Annotated in this window: 21 protein-coding genes; 20 read left to right on the top strand and 1 reads right to left on the bottom strand. The window is 64.6% G+C overall.

Annotation, left to right across the window (positions count from 1 at the left end; translation table 11 throughout):
* Positions 1 to 42 precede the first annotated feature (42 nt).
* From B9N43_RS03390 to B9N43_RS03445, 12 genes are all read left to right on the top strand, one after another.
* On the top strand, positions 43 to 552 hold the full coding sequence (locus B9N43_RS03390) for a YceD family protein (protein WP_186453960.1): 510 nt from the start codon (positions 43 to 45) through the stop codon (positions 550 to 552).
* Between the two features lie 23 nt (positions 553 to 575).
* Positions 576 to 755 carry a 50S ribosomal protein L32 gene (gene rpmF / locus B9N43_RS03395; protein WP_145840931.1) on the top strand — a complete coding sequence of 60 codons (180 nt, stop codon included), beginning with the start codon at positions 576 to 578 and terminating at the stop codon, positions 753 to 755.
* 62 nt (positions 756 to 817) lie between these two features.
* Positions 818 to 1,846, top strand: coding sequence for a phosphate acyltransferase PlsX (gene plsX / locus B9N43_RS03400; protein ID WP_145840932.1), 1,029 nt, complete (start codon positions 818 to 820; stop codon positions 1,844 to 1,846).
* Positions 1,843 to 2,811: a beta-ketoacyl-ACP synthase III gene (locus tag B9N43_RS03405; RefSeq protein ID WP_145840933.1), complete on the top strand. Its 969-nt coding sequence runs from the start codon at positions 1,843 to 1,845 to the stop codon at positions 2,809 to 2,811. Before plsX ends, B9N43_RS03405 begins: the two co-directional genes overlap by 4 nt.
* Positions 2,812 to 2,827: 16 nt before the next feature.
* Positions 2,828 to 3,760: an ACP S-malonyltransferase gene (gene fabD / locus B9N43_RS03410; protein WP_145840934.1), complete on the top strand. Its 933-nt coding sequence runs from the start codon at positions 2,828 to 2,830 to the stop codon at positions 3,758 to 3,760.
* A 10-nt stretch (positions 3,761 to 3,770) separates the two neighbouring features.
* Positions 3,771 to 4,511 (top strand): 3-oxoacyl-ACP reductase FabG, encoded by a 741-nt coding sequence (gene fabG, locus B9N43_RS03415; RefSeq protein WP_145840935.1) that lies wholly within the window; start codon positions 3,771 to 3,773, stop codon positions 4,509 to 4,511.
* Positions 4,512 to 4,652: 141 nt separating this feature from the next.
* The gene (gene acpP, locus B9N43_RS03420) at positions 4,653 to 4,892 is read left to right on the top strand and encodes an acyl carrier protein (RefSeq protein ID WP_145840936.1); all 240 of its coding nucleotides are present in this window, start codon (positions 4,653 to 4,655) and stop codon (positions 4,890 to 4,892) included.
* Positions 4,893 to 4,922: 30 nt separating this feature from the next.
* Positions 4,923 to 6,155: a beta-ketoacyl-ACP synthase II gene (gene fabF, locus B9N43_RS03425; RefSeq protein ID WP_145840937.1), complete on the top strand. Its 1,233-nt coding sequence runs from the start codon at positions 4,923 to 4,925 to the stop codon at positions 6,153 to 6,155.
* A 12-nt stretch (positions 6,156 to 6,167) separates the two neighbouring features.
* Complete coding sequence (locus B9N43_RS03430; protein ID WP_145840938.1) at positions 6,168 to 6,605, top strand: protein YgfX; 438 nt, start codon at positions 6,168 to 6,170, stop codon at positions 6,603 to 6,605.
* Positions 6,606 to 6,810: 205 nt separating this feature from the next.
* Positions 6,811 to 8,310, top strand: coding sequence for a ShlB/FhaC/HecB family hemolysin secretion/activation protein (locus B9N43_RS03435; RefSeq protein WP_186453961.1), 1,500 nt, complete (start codon positions 6,811 to 6,813; stop codon positions 8,308 to 8,310).
* Between the two features lie 114 nt (positions 8,311 to 8,424).
* Positions 8,425 to 13,416: a beta strand repeat-containing protein gene (locus B9N43_RS03440; RefSeq protein ID WP_186453962.1), complete on the top strand. Its 4,992-nt coding sequence runs from the start codon at positions 8,425 to 8,427 to the stop codon at positions 13,414 to 13,416.
* A 61-nt stretch (positions 13,417 to 13,477) separates the two neighbouring features.
* Entirely contained in the window at positions 13,478 to 14,254 is a 777-nt protein-coding gene (locus tag B9N43_RS03445) for a FecR domain-containing protein (RefSeq protein WP_186453963.1), read from the top strand.
* Between the two features lie 28 nt (positions 14,255 to 14,282).
* Here B9N43_RS03445 and nadB read toward each other — a convergent pair whose 3' ends face one another.
* Positions 14,283 to 15,875, bottom strand: a complete 1,593-nt coding sequence (gene nadB / locus B9N43_RS03450; RefSeq protein WP_145840942.1) for an L-aspartate oxidase — start codon at positions 15,873 to 15,875, stop codon at positions 14,283 to 14,285.
* Positions 15,876 to 16,046: 171 nt separating this feature from the next.
* Between nadB and rpoE the strand changes: the two genes are divergently transcribed.
* Genes rpoE through lepB form a run of 8 tightly spaced genes read left to right on the top strand, consistent with a single transcriptional unit; the run spans position 16,047 to position 22,970 of the window.
* Positions 16,047 to 16,646: an RNA polymerase sigma factor RpoE gene (gene rpoE / locus B9N43_RS03455; protein ID WP_145840943.1), complete on the top strand. Its 600-nt coding sequence runs from the start codon at positions 16,047 to 16,049 to the stop codon at positions 16,644 to 16,646.
* A gap of 2 nt (positions 16,647 to 16,648) precedes the next feature.
* Positions 16,649 to 17,158 (top strand): sigma-E factor negative regulatory protein, encoded by a 510-nt coding sequence (locus B9N43_RS03460; protein ID WP_145840944.1) that lies wholly within the window; start codon positions 16,649 to 16,651, stop codon positions 17,156 to 17,158.
* On the top strand, positions 17,159 to 18,139 hold the full coding sequence (locus tag B9N43_RS03465) for a MucB/RseB C-terminal domain-containing protein (protein WP_145840945.1): 981 nt from the start codon (positions 17,159 to 17,161) through the stop codon (positions 18,137 to 18,139).
* Entirely contained in the window at positions 18,136 to 18,561 is a 426-nt protein-coding gene (locus B9N43_RS03470) for a SoxR reducing system RseC family protein (RefSeq protein ID WP_145840946.1), read from the top strand. Before B9N43_RS03465 ends, B9N43_RS03470 begins: the two co-directional genes overlap by 4 nt.
* 32 nt (positions 18,562 to 18,593) lie before the next feature.
* Positions 18,594 to 20,033 carry a DegQ family serine endoprotease gene (locus B9N43_RS03475; protein WP_145840947.1) on the top strand — a complete coding sequence of 480 codons (1,440 nt, stop codon included), beginning with the start codon at positions 18,594 to 18,596 and terminating at the stop codon, positions 20,031 to 20,033.
* Positions 20,020 to 20,274 carry a glutaredoxin family protein gene (locus B9N43_RS03480; protein WP_145840948.1) on the top strand — a complete coding sequence of 85 codons (255 nt, stop codon included), beginning with the start codon at positions 20,020 to 20,022 and terminating at the stop codon, positions 20,272 to 20,274. Before B9N43_RS03475 ends, B9N43_RS03480 begins: the two co-directional genes overlap by 14 nt.
* Before the next feature lie 59 nt (positions 20,275 to 20,333).
* Positions 20,334 to 22,127, top strand: coding sequence for a translation elongation factor 4 (lepA, locus tag B9N43_RS03485; RefSeq protein WP_145840949.1), 1,794 nt, complete (start codon positions 20,334 to 20,336; stop codon positions 22,125 to 22,127).
* Positions 22,128 to 22,169: 42 nt separating this feature from the next.
* Entirely contained in the window at positions 22,170 to 22,970 is an 801-nt protein-coding gene (gene lepB / locus B9N43_RS03490; RefSeq protein WP_145840950.1) for a signal peptidase I, read from the top strand.
* Positions 22,971 to 23,036: the final 66 nt, after the last annotated feature.

Raw genomic sequence — 23,036 nt, forward strand, 5'->3', positions numbered from 1 at the left:
TTTGACTAGAAAAGGGCCGGCATGATAGCATTCGCGCCCTTTATGTCGCAGAAGCTCAGACAGGATCTCGCCGGGACGGTCATCGACAGTCTCGAATTCGCCCGGGACGCGGGCCGGATATCCGGCTCGATCCCAGTGGCGGCGCTGGCGCGGCTGGGCGATATGCTGGCGAACGATAGCGGGGTCCTGGATTACGGGATTCGCGGCGAGCGCGATCATCAGGGCGCGAGTTATCTGGTGGTCGAGGCGGATGGCGAGGTGATGTTGCGCTGCCAGCGTTGTCTGCATGAAATGGCGGTGCCGCTGCATGTCGCGGCCCGGCTGCGTCTGGTGGCTCCCGGCGCGCCGTGGCCGGAAGACGACCTGGAGGACGACAGCGCCGACGCGATCGAGGCGGACAAGGCGTTGGCCCTGCTGCCCCTGGTCGAGGACGAGGTGCTGCTGGCCTTGCCGCTGGCGCCCCGCCACGAGCATTGCGAGCCGCCGGCGCCGTTGAGGGATGAACAGGAGCCATCGCCGTTCGCGGCGCTGGCAAAGCTGAAGAAGCAGTAACGATTTAATGCAAGGAGTCTGAAATGGCCGTTCAACAGAACAAGAAATCCCCCTCCAAGCGTGGCATGCATCGTGCCCACGACTTCCTGACCAACCCGCCGCTGGCGGTCGAGCCCACCACGGGCGAGGTCCATCTGCGTCACCACATCTCCCCGTCCGGCGTGTATCGCGGCAAGAAGGTGCTGAAGGCCAAGGGCGAATAACTCCCAGGATCGAAATGGCCGAATGCGTCGAACGCATTCGGCCTTTTTCTTGATTCGAAACGATGGCGATCACCATCGCAGTGGATTGCATGGGGGGTGACCACGGACCGTCGGTCACCGTTCCCGCGACATTGGAGTTCTTGCGGCGCGATGCCGACAGCGCAGTCATCCTCGTGGGCCAGGAGGAGGTGTTGCGCCCCATGGTCGCCACGATCCAGGGACAGTTCGGTTCGCGTCTGGTGCTGCGCCACGCCAGCGAAGTCGTGGCCATGGACGAGCCCGTCGCCTCGGCCCTGCGCAACAAGCGCGATTCCTCGATGCGCGTCTGCGCCAACCTGGTCAAGGAAGGCGTCGCCGATGCCGCCTTGTCGGCCGGCAATACCGGCGCCCTGATGGCGATCTCCCGCTTCGTCCTGAAGACGCTGCCGGGTATCGACCGCCCCGCGATCGCCGGCATCCTGCCCACCCACGACGGCCATGTCTATGTGCTCGATCTGGGCGCCAATGTGGACTGCCAGCCGGAGCACCTGCTGCAGTTCGGCATCATGGGTTCGGTGCTGGTTTCCGCCCTGGAGCACAAGGAGCGCCCCCGCGTCGGCCTGTTGAACATCGGCGAGGAGGACATCAAGGGCAACGATGTCGTCAAGCGGGCGGCCGAGCTGCTGAAGGACAGCGACATCAATTTCATCGGCAATGTCGAAGGCAACGACATCTTCCGCGGCACCGCCGACATCGTGGTCTGCGACGGATTCGTCGGCAACGTGGTGCTGAAGGCGGCGGAAGGGCTGGCGACGATGATCGCCGGCGGCCTCAAGGAAGAGTTCTACCGCAGCCCCTGGTCCAAGCTCGCCGCCCTGATCTCGATGCCGGTGATCAAGGCGTTCAAGCAGCGTTTCGATCACCGCGCATACAATGGCGCCGGCTTGCTGGGGCTCAACGGCATCGTCTTCAAGAGCCATGGCTCGGCCGACGCCTATGCCTTCCGCTGCGCCCTGAACCGTGCCGCCGAGGCGGCGCGCAACCAGCTGACGGACAAGATCGTCAGCCGCATGGCCGTCATGACGGCATCACCGGATTCCGCCACTTTATGAGTTACGCCAAGATTACCGGCACCGGCAGCTACCTCCCGGGAGAGCCGATCAGCAACAGCGATCTGATTGCCGCCCACGGACTGGAGTCCAACGACGAGTGGATCGTCGAGCGCACCGGCATCCGCTTCCGTCACCTGGCACCCGCCGGCATGGCCGCCAGCGACCTGGCGGCGCAAGCCTGCCGCCGCGCCCTGGAAGCCGCGGGCCGCAAGCCGGAGGAAGTGGATCTGATCATCGTCGCCACGTCCACCCCGGATTATATTTTCCCCAGCACGGCGGCCATTCTGCAGTCCAAGCTGGGTGTGACCAACCAGTCGCCGGCCTTCGACGTGCAGGCGGTGTGCACCGGTTTCGCCTACGCCCTGTCGATCGCCGAGAAGTTCATCCAGTCCGGCAGCAGCCGTTGCGCCCTGGTGGTGGGCGCCGAGGTGTTTTCCCGCATCCTGGACTGGAAGGACCGCGGCACCTGCGTCCTGTTCGGCGACGGCGCCGGCGCGGTGGTGCTCGAAGCCAGCGACGAACCGGGCATCCTGTCCTCGGCGCTCCATGCCGATGGTTCACACCACGGCATTCTCTCGGTGCCCGGCCATCTCTGCGGCGGCCTGCCGATCGGCGATCCATTCCTGCGCATGGACGGCCAGGCGGTGTTCAAGTTCGCCGTGCGGGTCCTCGCCGAGGTCGCCCACGAGGTGCTGGACAAGGCCGGTCGCACCGTCGATCAGGTGGATTGGCTGATCCCTCACCAGGCCAACGTCCGCATCATTCAATCCACCGGCAAGAAATTGGGCCTGCCGGCGGAGAAGTGCATCGTCACCGTGGATCGCCACGGCAACACTTCGGCGGCGTCGATCCCCCTGGCCCTGGACGAGGCGGTCCGCGCCGGCACCGTCCGACGCGGCGAGACCCTCCTGCTGGAGGGCGTCGGCGGCGGCTTCACCTGGGGCGCCGCCCTTCTTACTTTCTGAATTTTCCGAGAACGACATGAAATTTGCGCTCGTTTTTCCCGGCCAGGGCTCGCAGTCCGTCGGCATGATGAATGCCTATGGCGACAGCCCGGTGATCCGCGCCACCTTCGACGAAGCCTCTGCCGCCCTCGGCCGCGACCTCTGGCAACTGGCGGCGGAGGGGCCCGCCGAGGCCCTGAGCCAGACCGTGAATACCCAGCCCCTGATGCTGACCGCGGGCATCGCCGCCTGGCGTCTGTGGCGGGAGATGGGCGGCGCCCAGCCGGCCATGGTGGCCGGACACAGCCTGGGCGAGTATTCGGCGCTGGTGGCCGCGGGCGTGCTGTCGTTGCGGGACGCCGTGCCGCTGGTGGAACTGCGCGCCAAGGCCATGCAGGAAGCCGTGCCCGCCGGGACCGGCGCGATGGCGGCGATCCTGGGCATGGATGCCGAAGCGATCAAGGCCGTCTGCGCGGAATGCGCCCAGGGCGAGGTGGTGGAGGCCGTGAATTTCAACGCGCCGGAGCAGACCGTCATCGCCGGCCATGCCGCGGCCGTGCAGCGCGCGGCCGACGCCTGCAAGGCGAAGGGCGCCAAGCGGGCCGTGATGCTGCCGGTGTCGGCGCCGTTCCATTGCTCCCTGATGCAGCCCGCGGCGGAAAAGCTGAAGGCGCGGCTGGCGGAACTGGAATTCGCCGTTCCCGCGATTCCGGTGGTGAACAACGTCGACGTGGCCGTGGTCGGCGATCCGGCCGCGATCAAGGATGCCCTGGTGCGCCAGGCCGCCGCGCCGGTGCGCTGGGTGGAGATCATGCGGGCGATGCAGGCGGCGGGTATCGGCCAAGTGTATGAATGCGGGCCCGGCAAGGTGCTGGCCGGCGTCACCAAACGTTGCGCCGACGGCCTGACCGGCGGCGCCATGGCCGATCTGGCCGGTATCGAGGCGGCACTGGCTGCCGTTGCAGGTTGAGGAAGCGAATATGTTGAAAGGCCAGATCGCGTTGGTGACCGGCGCTTCCCGCGGCATCGGCCGCGCCATTGCGCTGGAACTGGGCGCCCAGGGGGCGACGGTGGTCGGCACGGCGACCTCCGAAGCCGGCGCCGCCGAAATCCAGAATGCGCTCGACGCCGCCGGCATCGTCGGTTGGGGCGCGGTGCTGAATGTGACCGACGCCGCTTCGGGCGAGTCCCTGCTCGCCGAAATCGAGAAGAAATATGGTCCGGTGGGCATCCTCGTCAATAACGCCGGCATCACCCGCGACAACCTGGCGATGCGGATGAAGGACGAGGAATGGGACGCCGTGGCGGACACCAACCTGAAGTCGGTGTTCCGCATGTGCAAGCTGGTGATGCGCGGCATGATGAAGGCCCGCGCCGGCCGCATCATCAACATCACTTCGGTGGTCGGCGCCGCCGGCAATCCGGGGCAGGCCAACTACGCCGCCGCCAAGGCCGGCGTGGCCGGCATGACCCGCGCCCTGGCCCAGGAACTGGGTAGCCGCAACATCACGGTGAATTGCGTGGCGCCCGGCTTCATCGATACCGACATGACCCGCGCTCTGCCGGACGCGCAGCGGGGCGCCCTGCTGGGCAGGATTCCGCTCAACCGCCTCGGCCAGGCCGACGAGGTGGCGGCGGCGGTGGCGTTCCTCGCCAGCCCCAAGGCCGGATACGTCACCGGTTCCGAGCTGCATGTCAATGGCGGTATGTACATGTGTTGACCCTCCTGTTGCCGCGACTGGCACGGCGACGCTTTTTGGTAAACTAGCCAGGTTTTACAGTTGTGGAGCAACGCGGGTTTCTCGCGCCAGCCCCGACTTCTTTTTCTCACTACACCCGATCAATCAGGGAAGGAGCTGCAAATGGAGAATATCGAACAGCGCGTCAAGAAAATCGTCGCCGACCAGCTGGGCGTGAACGAGGCCGACATCAAGAACGAGTCTTCCTTCGTGGATGACCTGGGCGCGGATTCCCTGGATACCGTCGAACTGGTGATGGCCCTGGAGGAAGAGTTCGAGTGCGAGATTCCCGACGAGGAAGCCGAGAAGATCACCACGGTCCAGCAGGCGATCGACTACGTCAATAACAACGTCAAGAAGTAATAATCCATACCAATCTCGCAGGAGTCCGCCTTGTCGCGTCGCAGAGTCGTCGTCACCGGTCTTGGCATCATCTCGCCGGTGGGCAATACCGTATCCGAAGCCTGGGGCAACATCCTTGCCGGCAAGAGCGGCATCGGTCCGATCACCCGTTTCGATGCTTCGCTGTTTTCGGCGAGGATTGCCGGCGAGGTGAAGAATTTCAACGTCGCCGACTACCTGTCGCCCAAGGAAGCCCGCCGGATGGATACCTTCATCCATTACGGCATGGCGGCAGGCATCCAGGCCATCAAGGACTCCGGGATCGAAGTGACCGAAGCCAATGCCGACCGCATCGGCGTCAACATCGGCTCCGGCATCGGCGGCCTGCCGATGATCGAGGATACGCATAACGACTTCCTCGGCGGCGGCCCACGCAAGATTTCTCCCTTCTTCATTCCCGGCACCATCATCAACATGATCTCGGGCAACCTGTCGATCATGTTCGGGCTGAAGGGGCCGAATCTGGCGGTGGTGACGGCCTGTACCACGGGCCTGCACGCCATCGGCACCAGCTTCCGCATGATCGAGTACGGCGACGCCGACGCGATGGTCTGCGGCGGCGCGGAATCCACGGTCACCCCGCTGGCGGTGGGCGGCTTCGCCTCGGCCAAGGCCTTGTCCACCCGCAACGACGATCCGGCCACGGCGAGCCGCCCCTGGGACACCGGGCGCGATGGCTTCGTCCTGGGCGAGGGCTCCGGCGTGCTGGTGCTGGAGGAATACGAGCACGCGAAAAAGCGCGGCGCCAGGATTTACGCCGAACTGGCCGGTTTCGGCATGAGCGGCGACGCCTTCCACATGACCGCGCCGGATACCGACGGCCCCCGGCGCAGCATGCTGAACGCACTGAAGAATGCCGGCATCAATCCCGGCGAAGTGCAGTACCTCAACGCCCACGGCACTTCCACGCCGCTGGGCGACAAGAACGAGACCGAGGCCATCAAGCTGGCCTTCGGCGATGTGGCGAGGAATCTGGTGGTCAATTCCACCAAGTCCATGACCGGCCACCTCCTGGGCGGTGCGGGCGGCCTCGAATCGGCTCTGACCGTGCTGGCGGTGCATCACCAGGTGTCTCCGCCCACCATCAACATTTTCGAGCAGGACCCGGAATGCGATCTGGATTACTGCGCCAACACCGCGCGGGAAATGAAGATCGACGTGGCGCTGAAGAACAACTTCGGTTTCGGCGGTACCAACGGTACGCTCGCCTTCCGTCGGGTGTAGGCGCGTCGGGCAGTGGATCTGCCCGTCACCCTTCGTCTGCGGCCGTCAGCCACGCTGGCGGCCGTTTTGCTTTTGGGCCACGGTCTGGCCGTGGCGGCAGTGCTGCCCTGTGAATTACCGCTGCCGGCGAAGTGGGCGCTGATCGGTCTGATCGGCGTTTCCTGCGCGCACAGCCTGTGGCGCCATGCGCTGCATCGGGGCGGCGTGAGGGCGCTCATCCTGCGCCAGGACGGGAAGGTCGATCTGATCGCCGGTCCGTCAGCGGGGGATGGCACGGCCCCAACGCTGGAACCCGACGCGGAGACGTCGGTACATGTCGTGGGCGTCGTGCTGCGCCTGCGCTCCGACAAGCGACGACTGACCCTGGTGCTGCCGCCCGACGCGCTGGATGCCGGATGTCATCGCAAACTTCGCGTCTGGTTGAACTGGCGAACCACAGCATATAACTAAAGTTAAATTTAGCATGACTATGCTGCTGATTGAATTACAATAATTCGGTGACCTGAAAGGATTTATGCTGATCGGCTGAATCGCGCTCAGACGCGAATCGATTGCCCTTGGGAAGGAAGCTTCTATGCCGTCTGTACTGTTCGGCCGTCGTGCTCTGTGGGGCCTGTGGTTTGCATTGACCGCACTCCCGGGCGGAGCCCAGGAGGTGCCCAAGTTTGCGATCACCAAATTCCACGTGAAAGGCAACACGCTGCTGCCGCAATCCCGGATCGATGCCTATGTCGCACCGTTCATCGGCCAGCAACAGGACTTCGGCGACGTGCAAAAAGCCCTGGAAGCGCTGGAAGAGGGGTATCGGAAGCTGGGCTACACCACCGTTTCGGTGTTGCTGCCCGAACAGGTGCTGGAACGGGGCGAAGTGCTGTTGCAGGTGGTGGAAGGCAAGCTCCGCACAGTGGAGGTGCAGGGCAATCGATTCTTCGATGCGGACAACATCCGCGCTTCCCTGCCGGGTTTGAAGGAGGGAACCGCCCCCCAGGTGGATGATCTGTCCGCCAGCCTGCGGGTCGCCAACGAAAACCCGGCAAAGAAGGTCGCCTTGCAGCTTTCTCCGGGCGAAAAAGAGGACGATGTCATCGCCAAGATCAAGGTGACGGACGAGAAGCCCTGGAAAGCCGGCATGACCCTGGACAATACCGGCACGCCCCAGACCGGCCTGAACCGGCTCGGCATCAGTTACCAATATTCCAACCTGTGGAACCGGGACCATGTCCTGACCCTGCAATACCAGACCTCGCCCAGCCAGATGAGCGACGTCAAGGTGTATGCCGTGGCCTATCGCCTTCCCCTCTACGGGACGGGCGACAGCCTGGATTTCTACGCCACGGACTCCAATGTGAATGCAGGCTCCATCGCCGTGGGGCCTTTCGACCTGGCGATCACCGGCAAGGGTTCGTCCTTCGGCGCCCGCTACACCTGGAATCTCAAGCGCCGGGGCGACTATGAGCACAACGTCGTCTTCGGCCTGGAGGAGAAGAAATTCCAGAGCAACATCGGCGTAGGCGCCCTGCAACTGGGCAACGACCTGACGGTTCGTCCCGCATCGGTTCAGTATCAGGGACGCTTGGCCCGACCCGACAGCGAATTCAGCTTTTACGGAAGTTATGCGCACAACCTTCCCGGCGGCGGCAATGGCGGCCAGGCGGCCTTCAGCAAGGCCCGGGCCGGGGCGGACGCCGAATACCAGGCGGTGCGCGGCGGCCTGACCTTGAGCCGTACCCTGGGCGCCGACTGGCAGGCGCGACTGGTGATGACCGCCCAATGGACGGACAAGCCGATGATTCCGGGCGAGCAGTTCGGGGTCGGCGGCTCCAGTTCGGTGCGCGGTTTCCTGGAGCGGGAGGTCGCGTCCGACAAGGGCCACCAGGCCAGTCTCGAACTGTATTCGCCGGAGTTGTGCGCGGGTTTTTCCGTCGCCCAACGCTGCCGCGCCCTGGCCTTCTACGACCTCGGTTCGGTCCATCGGATCAAGCCGCTGCCGGTGGAGCAGGCGCGGGAGCACATCTCCAGTCTGGGTCTCGGTTTGCGCTGGACCTACGCCAGGGACGCCGCGTTCCAGGCCGACTATGCCAAGGTGCAGAATCCCGGCGGCACGGCCAAGCGGGGCGACTGGCGGGTGCATGCACGCTTCGGTTATTTTTTCTGAAGTTCGATTCCGGCTCGGCCGGTTCAGGGTAGGGGAGTGGCCATGAAACACAGGTCAGCCAAACAACAGTCCGCCGCACTCCAGCGCATGAGCGGTTCCGTCCGACCATGCCTGATGGCCCTGGCGATCGCGTCCTGCTTCGCCGCCCCCCTGGCCAGGGCGCTGCCCGTCGCGCCCCAGGTGGTGGCCGGTTCGGCGACGTTCAGCCAGAGCGGCAACACCCTGAGCATTACCAACGTCCCCGGCACCATCATCAACTGGCAGAGCTTCTCGGTCGCTCCGCTGGAAACCGCCCGCTTCCTGCAGCAGACCAATCTTTCCGCCGTTCTCAACCGGGTCACGGGACCGGACGCCTCGCAGATCCTCGGCGCCTTGCAGTCCAACGGCCGGGTTTACCTGATCAACCCCAACGGCATCGCCTTCGGCCCCGGCGCCCGGGTGGATACCCAGGGCCTGATCGCCTCCACCCTCAACATCTCGGACAAGGACTTCCTCGCCGGCCGGCTCAACTTCGAGGCTGGCGCCGTGGCCGGCGGCATCCGCAACGAAGGCGTGCTGCAAACACCGAGCGGCGGCGCGATCTACCTCGTGGCGCCGGACATCGAGAACGCCGGCATCATCCGCAGCCCTCAGGGCGAGGTGATCCTCGCCGCCGGCGGCAAGGTGCAACTGGTGGAGGCCGGCCGCCCGGATATCCAGGTGGTGGTTTCGGCACCGGCCGACAAGGCCGTCAACCTGGGGCAGATCGTCACCGAAGCGGGCCGCACCGGCCTCTTTGGCGCGGTGTTGCAGCAGAAGGGGCTCATCTCGGCCGACACGGCGGGAACCGACGCGCAAGGTCGCATCGTGTTCCGCGCCAGCAAGTCGGTCTCGCTGGAGGCGGGCAGCGTGACGACCGCCAACGGCAACGCCGGCGGCGACATCACCCTGCAATCCGCCGACCTGACCCAGGTGGCCGGCACCGTCGGCGCCGCCGGCAGCGAAGGCAAGGGCGGCAGCATCCAGGTCCTCGGCGACAAGGTGGCGCTGATCGGGAATGCCGTGGTCGACGCCTCCGGCCGAAGCGGCGGCGGCACGATACTGGTCGGCGGCGACTACCAGGGCAAGAGCACCCAGGTACAGAACGCCTCGGTCACCTATTTCGGCAAGGATGCCCGCATCCGGGCGGATGCGACCCGAGTGGGGGACGGCGGCAAGGTGATCGTCTGGGCCGACGACACGACGCGCGCCTACGGCAGCATCTCCGCCAAGGGCGGCGTCAATGGCGGTGACGGTGGTTTCGTGGAAACGTCGGGCAAGAAGTATCTGGACTATCACGCGAGAGTGGATGTCGGTGCGGCAGCCGGCCGTGGTGGCACGTTGTTGCTCGACCCCGCCACGATCACATTGGTGGGTGGGAGTGGCGAGGGTGCTGCGTCCCCGGATGGCAACACCACATTCCAGGGAGGTGCGACACCCGGTACGGTCAACTTCGCCGATGGCGACATTACGTCGGCCGGAGTTTCCAATATCTACCAATCGGAACTCCAAGGATTATCTCCTGGCACCAACATCATTCTCGAAGCAACCGACTACATTGGCGCGACCGGTACCTTTGGCAATCTGTTGATACTGCCCAATAACTCCAATCTGACGATGCGCACGCGCAACGCTTCGACAGATGGCAGCGGCACCATCGGCATCAATCTTGCCAACAGTACGGACTCCAGCAATCTCGAGATCAGGACGCAAGGTAGCGGCACGATTACGCTGCAAACCGGTACCGGCTCAAGCCCGCAGATGGCTACCATTGACGCCGGCAAACTCACCACGGGTGGCGGGCAGGTGACGGTCAATGCCACAGGCAACGTCGTGATTCGAGGCATAACGACTACGCCAATCAGTACCGGGGCCGGCGGAGACATCAATCTCACTTCGGGTGGCTACATGACGCTGGGTGGGGCGAATATTGATGCCAGAGGAAATAGCGGCACCACCGGTAACGTCACGCTCAACTCCGGCGGCGCCATCTCCGTGCAAACCAGCAAGACCATCTATGGCAACAATCTGAAGATGGCCGCCACTGGCGGCATCACCGACGGGGCGAGCGGCGCGGTCAGCACCCAGGTCGCAAAACTCGACAACATCCATAATATGGGCAGCGGCGATGTCAGGATCGCCAACAGTGGTGCGTTGTCGTTCGACGATACCGTTACCCTGGGTTACGGCGTGAAACAGGAATCGTCGGGAGTCCTGGAAATCGTCGTGGCGTCGGGAGCGTTGACTGTCGACAAACCGATCATCGCCGCCAGCAGCGCGACCCTTTCGGGAGCCAGCATTACCCAGACGACTGACGGTGCAATCACTGCGGATCATGTCGATCTTCTCGCCAATGCCGGGTCGGTTGCGCTGAATGTTGCCGCCAATTCGGTGAATTCGCTGGCAGGGTCCGCAAGCGGAAACATCGCCTTCAAGAACGGCAAGGCTCTAAGCGTTTCCAGTCTGAGCAGCAGCAGTTCCGGCCAGACCATCAATCTGGAGACGACCAGCGGCGGCCTGAGTGTGGGGACCATTACGGCCAGCGGCGGCACGGTGACGCTGACCACGGCGGGGTCCATCATCGATGCGAACGCTTCGGGAACCAACGTCACCGCGAGCACGCTGACCGTGAATGCCGCGAACGGGTTGAGTCTGGATACCGCCGTGTCCTCCCTCAGCGCCACCAACACGGCCAGCAACGCCAACGGCATCGGTATCAGAAACACCGGCAATTTGACCGTCACCGCGCTTTCCGACAGTTCCGTGTGCGGGGCGACGCCGCCGGCAACAACCTGCGCGAGCACGGCTGGCACCGCATTGTCCAGTGACGACACCCTGACCATCAGTGGCAATGTCGCGGCGGGAGCCGGTCCCGTCACCCTGAAGGCGCCTACGATCGCCAGTACCGGTCCGGTCACGGCCGGCAATCACTTGGCCATCATTGCCGACAACATCTCTTTCGGCGCAACCATGCTGGGCAAGTGCTCGGCGAGCGGGAGCGCCGGTTGTGTCGACATCAAGCCGCTGACCTCGGGGCGATCCATTGAAATCGCAGGCGCGACCAATTCCGACGCGCTCAGCATCACGCAGTCGGACCTGGCGAAGATCAATCCAGCAAGCAGCGGCATCACCGGCGGCTCGATATTGATCGGCGACGGGTCCGGACCGATCACCTTCACCGGTGATTTCACCGCGCCCGGCGGCATGTATTCCAATCTACGGGGCACGACGATCAGTCAGTCCGCGGGCACGACCATCCATGGGATGCTGGACGCGATCGCCAGCGGGGCGATTACTCTGACTCAGTCGACAAATGAGATCGATCACCTCGGTTATGCGTTCAAATCTTCTGGCTCCACGATCGAGGTGACTACCAGCGTACCGTCGTTGGTATTGATGGGAACGGTAAGGGCTGCAAGTGGGCTGACCATTGCGAACAATGGTGGGGACATCGTCGTCGATAGCGCCCAGGTCTCATCGGTCTACAGCGGGAGCACCACGCTCTCTGCCAGCGGCGGCATCACCATCAAAGCAACCAGCGCGGACTCCTATCTCCAGGGCAATCCCGATGTTTATCTCACCCTGGGCGGAGATATCGCCTTCACTGCCCCCAGTTCGTTCAAGGCTTATGTTTCTCCGACACAGCCAACGACTACCCATTTGACCTTCACCAGCGCTGCGGGCAAGGTGTTGTTCAACGGCACGCAGGCAACCGCGACGACTTCAGGCAATATGGGTTTTTTCAGTACCCCGGGATTTGGTGGAACTCCCGCCGTTGTTGGCAGCAGCCTGATTCTGACAAGCGGCAGTGCAGATAATTTCGTGGCTCCGAGTAGTGGAGGCGGTGGAGCAACAACCCCGCCGCCCCCGACACTGGATGCATGCATAGCGAATCCGGCATTGTCCGGTTGCACCTCGGTGCTGCCAACCTTGAGCAGCTGCACGACCAACCCGACTCAGGCCGGCTGCACGGCGGTGCTGCCGAGCCTGAGCAGTTGCACGACCAACCCGACCCAGGCCGGCTGCGCGGCGGTGCTGCCGAGCCTGAGCAGTTGCACGACCAACCCGGCCCAGGCCGGCTGCACGGCGGTGCTGCCGAGCCTGAGCAGCTGCACGACCAACCCGGCCCAGGCCGGCTGCACGGCGGTGCTGCCGAGCCTGAGCAGCTGCACGACCAACCCGGCCCAGGCCGGCTGCACAGCCGTGCTGCCGAGCCTGAGCAGCTGCACGACCAACCCGGCCCAGGCCGGCTGCACGGCGGTGCTGCCGAGCCTGAGCAGTTGCACGACCGACCCGGCTCAGGCCGGCTGCACGGCGGTGCTGCCGAGCCTGAGCAGCTGCACGACCGACCCGACCCAGGCCGGCTGCGCGGCGGTATTGCCGAGCCTGAGCAGTTGCACGACCAACCCGGCCCAGGCCGGCTGCACGGCGGTATTGCCGAGCCTGAGCAGTTGCACGGCCAACCCGACCCAGGCTGGCTGCACGGCGGTGCTGCCGTCTTTGAGTACCTGCACGACGAGTCCGACATCCGCCGGCTGCTCCGCCGTGCTGCCCACACTGAGTGCCTGCACCACGGCGCCGACAACGGCAGGTTGTTCAGCGGTGCTGCCGTCGCTTGACAGTTGCACCACCGCTCCGACCACGGCCGGCTGCAGCGTCGTGTTGCCTTCCCTGGCAAGTTGTGTGACGAATCCGAGTCTGGCCGGCTGCTCCGCGGTCCTGCCGTCATCGACCCAGTCGACGATCGAACAGCTTGCCTGTCTGGTCGGCAGCACGGGTTGCAGCGGTGGCAGCGACAGTACGGTCGAGACGATTACCACCCAGGTCAGCCAGACCGAGCAGTCGATCGCGAAGGAAACCACGGTCTCATCCACGCAGCCTCAGCAGCTTGCCGGCGGCGGTGGCGGCGGCGGTGCGCCGTTCGGCGTTGCAAGCGGCAATGGCTCCGGCAGCGGCTCGGGCCAGGGCCAGCCTTCGGGCAAGAAGAATGAGGACGACAAGGACAAGAAAGCCGACAGTCAGCAGAGCGGAGCTGCATCCGAAGGCACACAGGGGAGCGAGAGCAATGCGACGTCTTACTGCAATTAAGCTGCTGTTGCTGATGCTCCCGCTGTGGGCGGCCTCCGTCCACGGAGAGGAGGCGGGACGGGTGACCAATATTTCCGGGCCTCTGTTTGCCGTCAAGGGCGATGGTTCGAGGCGGGTACTCTCGGTATCCTCCACGGTGGAGCAGGGCGACACGCTGGTGACGGCGGACAAGACCTACGCCAAGATCAAGTTCGCCGATCAGGCGGAAGTGACCCTGAAGCCGGACAGCCAGATGCGGATCGACAGGTTCAACTTCGATCAGAAGGCGCCGGAGAAGGACAATGCGGTCTTCGGCCTGCTGAAAGGGGCGCTGCGGACCATCACCGGCCTGGTGGGCAAGCGGGGCAACCAGGATGCCTACCGGCTCCAGACGGTGACCGCCACGATCGGCATCCGGGGCACCATTTTCGGCGCCGCCACCTGCGTGGGCGGCAGTTGCGGCAGCTTGCCCGATGGCACCTATGTCGATGTGATCGACGGCAAGGTGATGGTCGCGCCGCCACCGCCGGCGCCGGTCCCGCCCGGCGTGTCGTTGCCGCCGCCACCGCCGCCCATCCTGCTGACCGCCGGCCAGTTCGGTTTTGTGCCGCCGGCCGGGCCGCCCCAGCAGTTGCCGGCCGATCCGGGCGTGAACAAGAACTTCACGCCGCCGCCCTCATTCCAGTCCGGCAGCGGCAACGATGGGCAGAAGCCCTCCGGTGGCGATGCGACGGCCAAGAATGATGACAAGGCCGCGCCGAAGGACGAAACCCAGCAGGACGAGAAAAAGGACGACGGCAAGAAGGACGAAAAGCAGGAAAAACAGGGACAGGACAAGAAGGAATGCGTGGTGAGATGACCGCTGGCAAGCCGCACCGGCGGGAATCTCAAAACCCTGGCGGCGACAGAACGGTGTTGCTGGCCGTGGCGAGCGTGTCGGGGTAGTCCCGGCTGTAGTGCAGGCCCCGGCTCTCCTTGCGTTGCTGGGCGCTGCGGATGATCAGATGGGCGGTGAGCACCAGGTTGCGCAATTCGATCAGGTCGTTGCTGACGCGGAAATTGGCGTAGTACTCGTCGATCTCGTCCTCCAGCAGGCAGATGCGGTGCTGGGCCCGCTCCAGGCGCTTGTTGGTGCGGACGATGCCCACGTAGTCCCACATGAAGCGGCGCAGTTCGTCCCAGTTGTGGGAGATCACCACTTCCTCGTCGGCGTCGGTGACCCGGCTTTCGTCCCAGAGGGGAAGCGCCGGCACCGGCGCCAGCGGCTGGTGGCGGATGTCGGCGGCCGCGGCCTTGGCCAGCACCAGGCATTCCAGGAGGGAGTTGCTGGCCAGCCGGTTGGCGCCGTGGAGGCCCGTGCAGGCGGTTTCGCCGATGGCGTAGAGCCCCTCGATGTCGGTGCGGGCGGCCAGGTCGGTGACGACGCCGCCACAGGTGAAATGGGCGGCGGGCACCACCGGGATCCATTCACGGGCGATGTCGATGCCCAGTCCCTGGCAGTAGGCGTGGATGTTGGGGAAATGGCTCTTCAGGAAATCCGCCGGCTTGTGGGTGATATCGAGGAATACGCAATCCAGGCCATGACGCTTCATTTCGAAGTCGATGGCGCGCGCCACCACGTCGCGGGTCGCCAGCTCCGCCCGCGGGTCGTGGTCCGGCATGAAGCGGGTGCCGTCGGGCAGGCGCAGCAGGGCGCCTTCGCCGCGGACCGCCTCCGAGATCAGGAAGGACTTGGCCTTGGGGTGATACAGGCAGGTGGGGTGGAACTGGATGAACTCCATGTTCGCCACCCGGCAGCCGGCCCGCCAGGCCATCGCGACGCCGTCGCCGGTGGAGGTGTCCGGATTGGTGGTGTAGAGATAGACCTTGCCCGCGCCGCCAGCCGCCAGCACCGTGAACGAGGCGCCGACGGTGATCACCCGATCATTCGCGATGTCCAATAGATAGGCGCCCCAGCAGCGATTGTCGGAACGACCCAGCTTGCCGCCGGTGATCAGGTCGATCGCGATGGTGTTTTCCAGGATCGTGATGTTGGGATGCGCCCGGACCTTGCCGCTCAGCGTGTGCTGCACCGCCGCGCCGGTGGCGTCGGCCGCGTGGATGATGCGGCGCTGGCTGTGGCCGCCCTCGCGCGTCAGGTGAAAGCCGAATTCGGAGTCGTCGCGGGTGAAAGGCACGCCCTGGTCGATCAGCCACTCGATTTCCCGCCGGCTGTTTTCCACCACGAAGCGCGTGGCCAGCGGATCGCACAGGCCGGCGCCGGCGATCAGGGTGTCTTCGATATGGCTGTCGATGGAGTCGGTTTCATCGAGCACGGCGGCGATCCCGCCCTGGGCCCAGGCGGAGGCCGAGTCGTCGAGACAGCGTTTGGTCGCCAGGGCAACCCGGTGGCTTTCCGCCAGGCGCAGCGCCAGGGACTGACCGGCAAGGCCGCTGCCGAGGATCAGAACGTCGAAATGGGCGTGGGACGAGGAATTCATGGCCGGGCGAATATACCACTGCCGAATGACCTTGATCCCATTGGAACTATCCGCGCCGCGGCCTGTCTTCCTTGCGAGTGACTGATGCCGACCTGCGGTCGGAGCGGTGCAGGGTGCCGGGAGGTATACTTCGGGGCCGGTCCATGAGGATCGCACGAACGTACAGGTGAAATGGGAGACCGCGAGGCGGATCAGGCGCTGGTGGAGCGCGTTCAGGCAGGCGACAAGCAGGCTTTCGGGCTGCTGGTGGCCAAGTATCAGCGCAAGTTGCTGAGGCTGGTGTCACGCCTGGTGCGTGACCCAGGTGAGGCGGAAGACGTGACGCAGGAGGCATTCATCAAAGCCTATCGGGCCTTGCCCAATTTTCGCGGCGACAGCGCGTTTTACACCTGGCTGTATCGCATCGGCGTCAATACGGCGAAGAACTGGCTTGCCTCGCAGGGGCAGCGCGCCAAGGCGACCGCTGCGGTGGATAGCGACGAGGCGGAAACCTATGAAGGCGCCGATCTGCTGCGGGATGTGAACACGCCGGAAAGGGTGCTGATGTCGAAGCAGATCGCCGAGACGGTGAATCGGGCCATGGAGCGTCTGCCCGATGATCTGCGCACCGCCATTTCGCTGCGGGAGATCGACGGGATGGCCTACGAGGAAATTGCCCAAGTGATGAACTGCCCCATCGGGACGATACGCAGCCGGATTTTCCGGGCACGAGAAGTGATTGCCAAGGAATTGCGCCCCTTGCTCGAGACGGCGCCGAATAGGAGGTGGTAAGGATGAAGACACGACTTTCAGCCCTGCTGGATGGCGAGTTGGATGTTGAGGAGTCCGCGACGGTCATCGCGGATTCGCACCGCCAGATGGACGCCCGCGAGGCGGCACGCATCTACTTCCTGATTGGCGATGCCCTCCGGGGCGATGAACGGCTCGACGTGGATTTCACCGCCGACGTGATGGCGCGGCTCGCGGATGAGCCGACCGTGTTGGCGCCGCGCACCCGCCGCCATCGCGCCGGGCCGGCCCTGGCCGTGGCGGCTTCGCTCGCCGGGGTGGCGGTGGTGGGCTGGCTGGCGCTGGCGACGCCGCAGGAGGATCGTCCGCTCCTGGCACGTTCCACCGTTTCAACCAAGACGCCGGCGGTACCGACGTTGGCGGTCCAGGCCCCATCGGCTGAAATGCAGGAATATCTGATCGCCCACCAGGCATTGAGCGCCAGCCTGCACCTCAACAGTGGCGCCCACCAGATCCGCACCGTCTCCTATGGCGATGCCGGCGCGGGGAAATAAATGATGGTCCGGCGTTGGGTCCTGGTTGGTCTGGTGGGACTCTCGGGCTTGGCCAATGCCGCGGCGGATACGGTTCCCGACGCGTTGCAATGGCTGCAGAGGGGCGCCAGCTCGACGCGCAAGCTCAGTTACAGCGGCGTATTCGTATATCAAGGGGGGGATCGCTCGGAAGCCTCGAGAATCGCCCACGTCATGGAGAACGGCCGCGAGCTGGAGCGGATCGAGGCCCTGGACGGCAGTCCGCGCGAGGTGGTGCGGGAAGGGGACGAGATCAAGTGCTACATCCCTGACCAGCGTCTGCTGGTTCTGGAACGCAGCAAGGGGCAGCGCAGTTTCCCCGCGGCGCTATTGCCGGAAGGCATCGTCGGCCTGACCGACTATTACAGCGTGCGGCGCGGACCTCCGGGGCGGATTGCCGGTTTCGACGCGCAGTCCATCGTCGTCGAGCCCAAGGACGAGCTGCGTTACCGCCGGCAGTTCTGGATCGAAACGCAGAGTGGCCTGATGCTCAAGGCCAGCCTGCTCGACGAACAGGGGAACCCTCGGGAGAGCTTTGCCTTCACCGAAGTGCATATCGGCGGCCCCGTGCCCCGGGATTCACTCAAGGCCCACGCCAAGTTCCAGAACGGCGAATGGCGGGTGCACGACATCCGTTCCCGCGAAATGTCGATGGAGGACAGCAACTGGACCTTCCGCGCCCAGTTGCCGGGATTCGTGAAAATCTCGGGAATGAAGCGGCAATCGCCGCGCGACGGGCATTCGATCACGCATCTGGTGTTTTCCGATGGTCTGGCCGCCGTGTCCCTGTTCATCGAACCGCTCGACAACGCTCGGCCCAAGCCCGAAACAGGGGCTTTTGCAATGGGGACGGTCAATGTCTACAAACGTCTGCTGGCCGATCATCTCCTGATGGCGATGGGCGATGTGCCCCTCGCGACATTGGTCAAACTCGCGGACGGCGTCGAGGTGCGCAGGAAATGAGCATGGTCGAGGCGGTGGTTTCCGGCCTGGATGCCGATATGGCGATCGTCGACGTGGCGCGCATGCAGGGCTGCGGGCGTTGTCACGAGGCGGGCGGGTGCGGCGGCGTGATGGGTGGAACTTCGGCCTGCGCGGTGCGTCAATACCGGGTCCCCAATTCCATCCGGGCCCGGGTCGGGGACCAGGTGCTGCTGAGCGTTCCGGAAGGAATCCTGCTCAAGGCGGCGCTGGCCTCGTACGGCCTCTGCGCGCTGTTGACCCTTGGCGGCGCCTGGCTGGCGACGGCGACGGGGGCTGGCGATGGCGGCGCGGCCGTGGGAGCGCTGGCGGGCCTGGGGCTTGGCCTGATGCTGCTGCGCCGCGGTCGGCGACGCTGGGAACAGGCGGGCGACGGGCAGTTGTCGATTCGTTTCAAACAGTGACGGCATAGATTCTAGGTAGAGGAAAACCGAACATGATCAAACGATTGATGGTTTCCTTCGGGCTGGCTTGCATGGCCTTCCTGGGGACGGGCGCCTCGGCGCAAGGGCGGGACCTGCCCGATTTCACCGATCTGGTGGAAAAGCAGGGAGCGGCGGTGGTCAATATCAGCACCACCCAGGTGATCAAGAATCATCCCGGTAGCATGCCGTTCGATGAGAACGATCCGATGTTCGACTTTCTCCGCCGCTTCGGCTTTCCCCGGGGCACGCCGGGAATGCCCGGAACGCCCCGGGAGTTCGAGAACAAGGGGCTGGGTTCGGGTTTCATCGTCAGCGCCGAGGGCTACATTCTGACCAACGCCCACGTCGTGGCCGATGCCGACGAAGTGGTGGTCCGCCTGACCGACAGGCGCGAGTTCAAGGCCAAGGTGCTGGGCTCCGACCGGCGCACCGATGTGGCCCTGATCAAGATCGAGGCCAGCGGTTTGCCGGTGGCGAAGCTGGGGGACCCCAACAAACTGAAGGTCGGGGAATGGGTAGTGGCGATCGGCTCGCCCTTCGGGCTCGACAACACCGTGACGGCGGGCATCGTCAGCGCCAAGGGCCGTTCGCTGCCGCAGGAGAACTATGTGCCCTTCATCCAGACCGACGCGGCGGTGAATCCGGGCAATTCGGGCGGTCCCCTGTTCAACATGCGGGGCGAGGTGGTCGGCATCAATTCCCAGATCTATTCCCGTTCCGGCGGCTATATGGGCCTTTCCTTCGCGATTCCCATCGACATCGCGATGGAGGTCAAGGCGCAGTTGCAGGCCCACGGCCGGGTCAGCCGCGGCCGCATCGGCGTGGTGATCCAGGACATGACGCGGGAGCTGGCCGAGTCTTTCGGTCTGCCAAAAACCCAGGGCGCGCTGGTGGCCAAGGTCGAAAGCGGCGGTCCGGCCGCCAAGGCCGGCATCGAGGAGGGCGACGTGATCCTCAAGTTCGACGGCAAGCCGGTCAATCAGTCGGCCGACCTGCCGCGCATCGTCGGTTCCACACGGCCCGGCAGCAAGGCCCCGATCCAGGTCTGGCGCAAGGGAGCAACCCGCGACCTGACCGTCGCGGTGGGCGAAATGATCGACGAGGACAAACCCGGAGCCGGTCGCGGCGGCCGGCAGCGCGGCAAGTCGATGGAGCCGGCGGTCAATCGCCTCGGCCTGCTGCTCTCCGAACCCGGCGCCGAGCAAAGGAAGCAGTTGGGCGTGGCCCATGGCGTGGTGGTCGAGGACGTGCGCAATGCCCGCAGCGAACTGCGCCCGGGAGACGTGATCCTGGCCCTGATCGTCAAGGGCGTGCAGACCGAGATCAAGTCCGTCGAACAGTTCAACGGCCTGCTGTCCAATCTCGACAAGACGGCCACCTTCACCCTGCTGGTGAAGCGCGGCGACAACCAGACCTTCCTGTCGATCCGGGGCTTCGGTGAGTCCAAGTAAGCCGCTGCTGACGCTCTACGGCAGAACCTACTGCCATCTGTGCGACGACATGCTGGCCGCGCTGCAACCCTTGCGCGACCAGCACCCGTTCGAGGTCCGGGTGGTCGACGTGGATGCCGATCCGGCGCTGGAGGCTCGCTACGACGAACGGGTGCCGGTGCTGGAAGGCGGCGGGCGCGAACTCTGCCACTACTTCCTCGACGAGGCCAAAGTGCGTGAGTATTTGGCCTCTTTCCGCTAGAATTCCGCCCCTCTGCTAGCCTCGCAAGGCGCTGAAAAAGCGCCTTTTTTATTGCTCCGATGGACCACATTCGCAACTTTTCGATCATCGCCCACATCGACCACGGCAAGTCCACCCTGGCCGATCGCATCATCCAGCGTTGCGGCGGCCTCTCCGACCGCGAGATGGAGGCCCAGGTGCTCGACTCCATGGACCTGGAACGGGAACGGGGCATCACCATCAAGGCGCAGACCGCGGCGCTGAGCTACAAGGCGCGGAACGGCGAGGTCTACAACCTGAACCTGATCGACACCCCGGGGCACGTGGATTTCTCCTACGAGGTCTCACGCAGCCTGTCCGCCTGCGAAGGCGCGCTGCTGGTGGTGGACGCCTCCCAGGGGGTCGAGGCCCAGACCGTGGCCAACTGCTACACCGCGATCGAACTGGGCGTCGAGGTGGTGCCGGTGCTGAACAAGATGGACCTGCCCCAGGCCGATCCGGACAACGCGCGGCAGGAAGTGGAGGACGTGATCGGCATCGACGCCACCGACGCCATCCCCTGTTCGGCCAAGACCGGCATGGGCATCGACGACATCCTGGAGGCGGTGATCGCCCGCATCCCGCCGCCCAAGGGCGATTCGAAGGCGCCGCTGAAGGCGTTGATCATCGACTCCTGGTTCGACAACTACGTCGGCGTGGTGATGCTGGTGCGCGTGGTGGACGGCTGCCTCAAGGCCAAGGACAAGATCCGCCTGATGTCCACCGGCGCGGCCCATCTGTGCGATCAGGTCGGGGTGTTCACGCCCAAGTCCCAGTCGCGCGTCCAACTCAACGCCGGCGAGGTGGGCTTCATCATCTCCGGCATCAAGGAACTCAAGGCCGCCAAGGTGGGCGACACCGTCACCCTGGCCGACAAGCCGGCCGCCGAGGCGCTGCCGGGCTTCAAGGAAATCAAGTCGCAGGTCTTCGCCGGCCTCTACCCGGTGGAAGCCAACCAGTACGACGGCCTGCGCGACGCGCTGGAAAAGCTGCAACTCAACGACGCCTCGCTGCAATACGAACCCGAGGTGTCCCAGGCGCTGGGCTTCGGCTTCCGCTGCGGCTTCCTCGGCCTGCTGCACATGGAGATCGTGCAGGAGCGCCTGGAGCGGGAATTCGACCAGGACCTGATCACCACCGCGCCGACCGTGGTCTATGAAGTCGTGATGCGCGACGGCACCGTGATCCAGGTGGAGAACCCCTCCAAGCTGCCCGAGACGCAGAAGATGGAGGAGATCCGCGAGCCCATCATCACCACCAAGATCTTCGTGCCCCAGGACTACCTGGGCGCGGTGATCACCCTGTGCGAGCAGAAGCGCGGCACCCAGGTGAACATGGCCTACCACGGCCGCCAGGTGCAGCTCACCTACGACATGCCGATGGCCGAGGTGGTGATGGACTTCTTCGACAAGCTGAAGTCCGTCTCGCGCGGCTATGCCTCGCTGGACTACGAGTTCAAGGAATATCGCGCCGCCGACGTGGTGAAGCTGGACATCCTGATCAACGGCGAGAAGGTGGATGCGCTGTCGGTGATCGTGCACCGCGCCAACGCCGCCTATCGGGGACGCGAACTGGCGGCCAAGATGCGCGAGCTGATCCCGCGCCAGATGTACGAAGTCGCGATCCAGGCGGCGATCGGCTCCACCATCGTGGCGCGGGAGAACGTCAGGGCCATGCGCAAGGACGTGCTGGCCAAGTGCTACGGCGGCGACATCACGCGCAAGAAGAAGCTGCTGGAAAAGCAAAAGGCCGGCAAGAAACGGATGAAGCAGGTGGGCCGGGTGGAAATCCCCCAGGAGGCCTTCCTCGCCGTGCTGCGCGTGGCCGACAAGTAAGGCGCGTCGGCGCCCAGCCCTCAATTCCGGAATTTCGTCATCATGAACTTCGCCCTGATCCTGTTCCTGCTCTCCATCGCCACCGGCGCGCTCTGGCTGGCGGACAAGTACGTCTTCCGCAAAAAACGGCCGGCGGGCGCCAAGGACCCCTGGTGGGTGGAATACGGCGCCAGTTTCTTCCCCATCATCATCGTCGTGTTCCTGCTGCGCTCCTTCGTGGTCGAACCCTACAAGATTCCCTCGGGCTCGATGATTCCGACGCTGCTGGTGGGCGACTTCATCCTGGTGAACAAATACACCTACGGCATCCGCCTGCCGGTGATCAACAAGAAAGTGGTCGAGCTGAACACGCCGCAGCGCGGCGACGTGATGGTGTTCCGCTGGCCGGTCGATCCGTCGCTGGACTACATCAAGCGGGTGGTCGGCGTTCCGGGCGACAGGATCGCCTACCTCAACAAGCGGCTGACCATCAACGGCAAGGAAGTGGCGACCCGCAAGGTGGAGGATTATCTGGACAAGGACAAGCTCTACTACACGCCGCGCTACGTCGAGCAACTGGGCAAGGCAGAGCACTCGATCCTGGTCGCCGACGACGCGCCGTCCGAGGTGCCGCCGTTCGTGGTCCAGGCCGCTCAATTCCCGTACCGGGATCGATGCCACTACAATAGCGAAGGCGTGGTTTGCGAGGTGCCGCCGGGACACTACTTCATGATGGGCGACAACCGGGACAACTCCCAGGACAGCCGTTTCTGGGGCTTCGTTCCCGATCGGAACATCGTCGGCAAGGCCTTCTTCATCTGGTTCAACTTCAGTGACCTGAAGCGCATCGGGTCGTTTCATTGACGTGAAACAACAAATTGAAACGGCAAGTCAAACAGTCGAGCTGGTTCCGGCTTGGCCGGTCTAGGA

It is taken from the genome of Denitratisoma sp. DHT3, from assembly GCF_007833355.1.
In the GTDB taxonomy this organism is placed as follows: Bacteria; Pseudomonadota; Gammaproteobacteria; order Burkholderiales; family Rhodocyclaceae; genus Denitratisoma.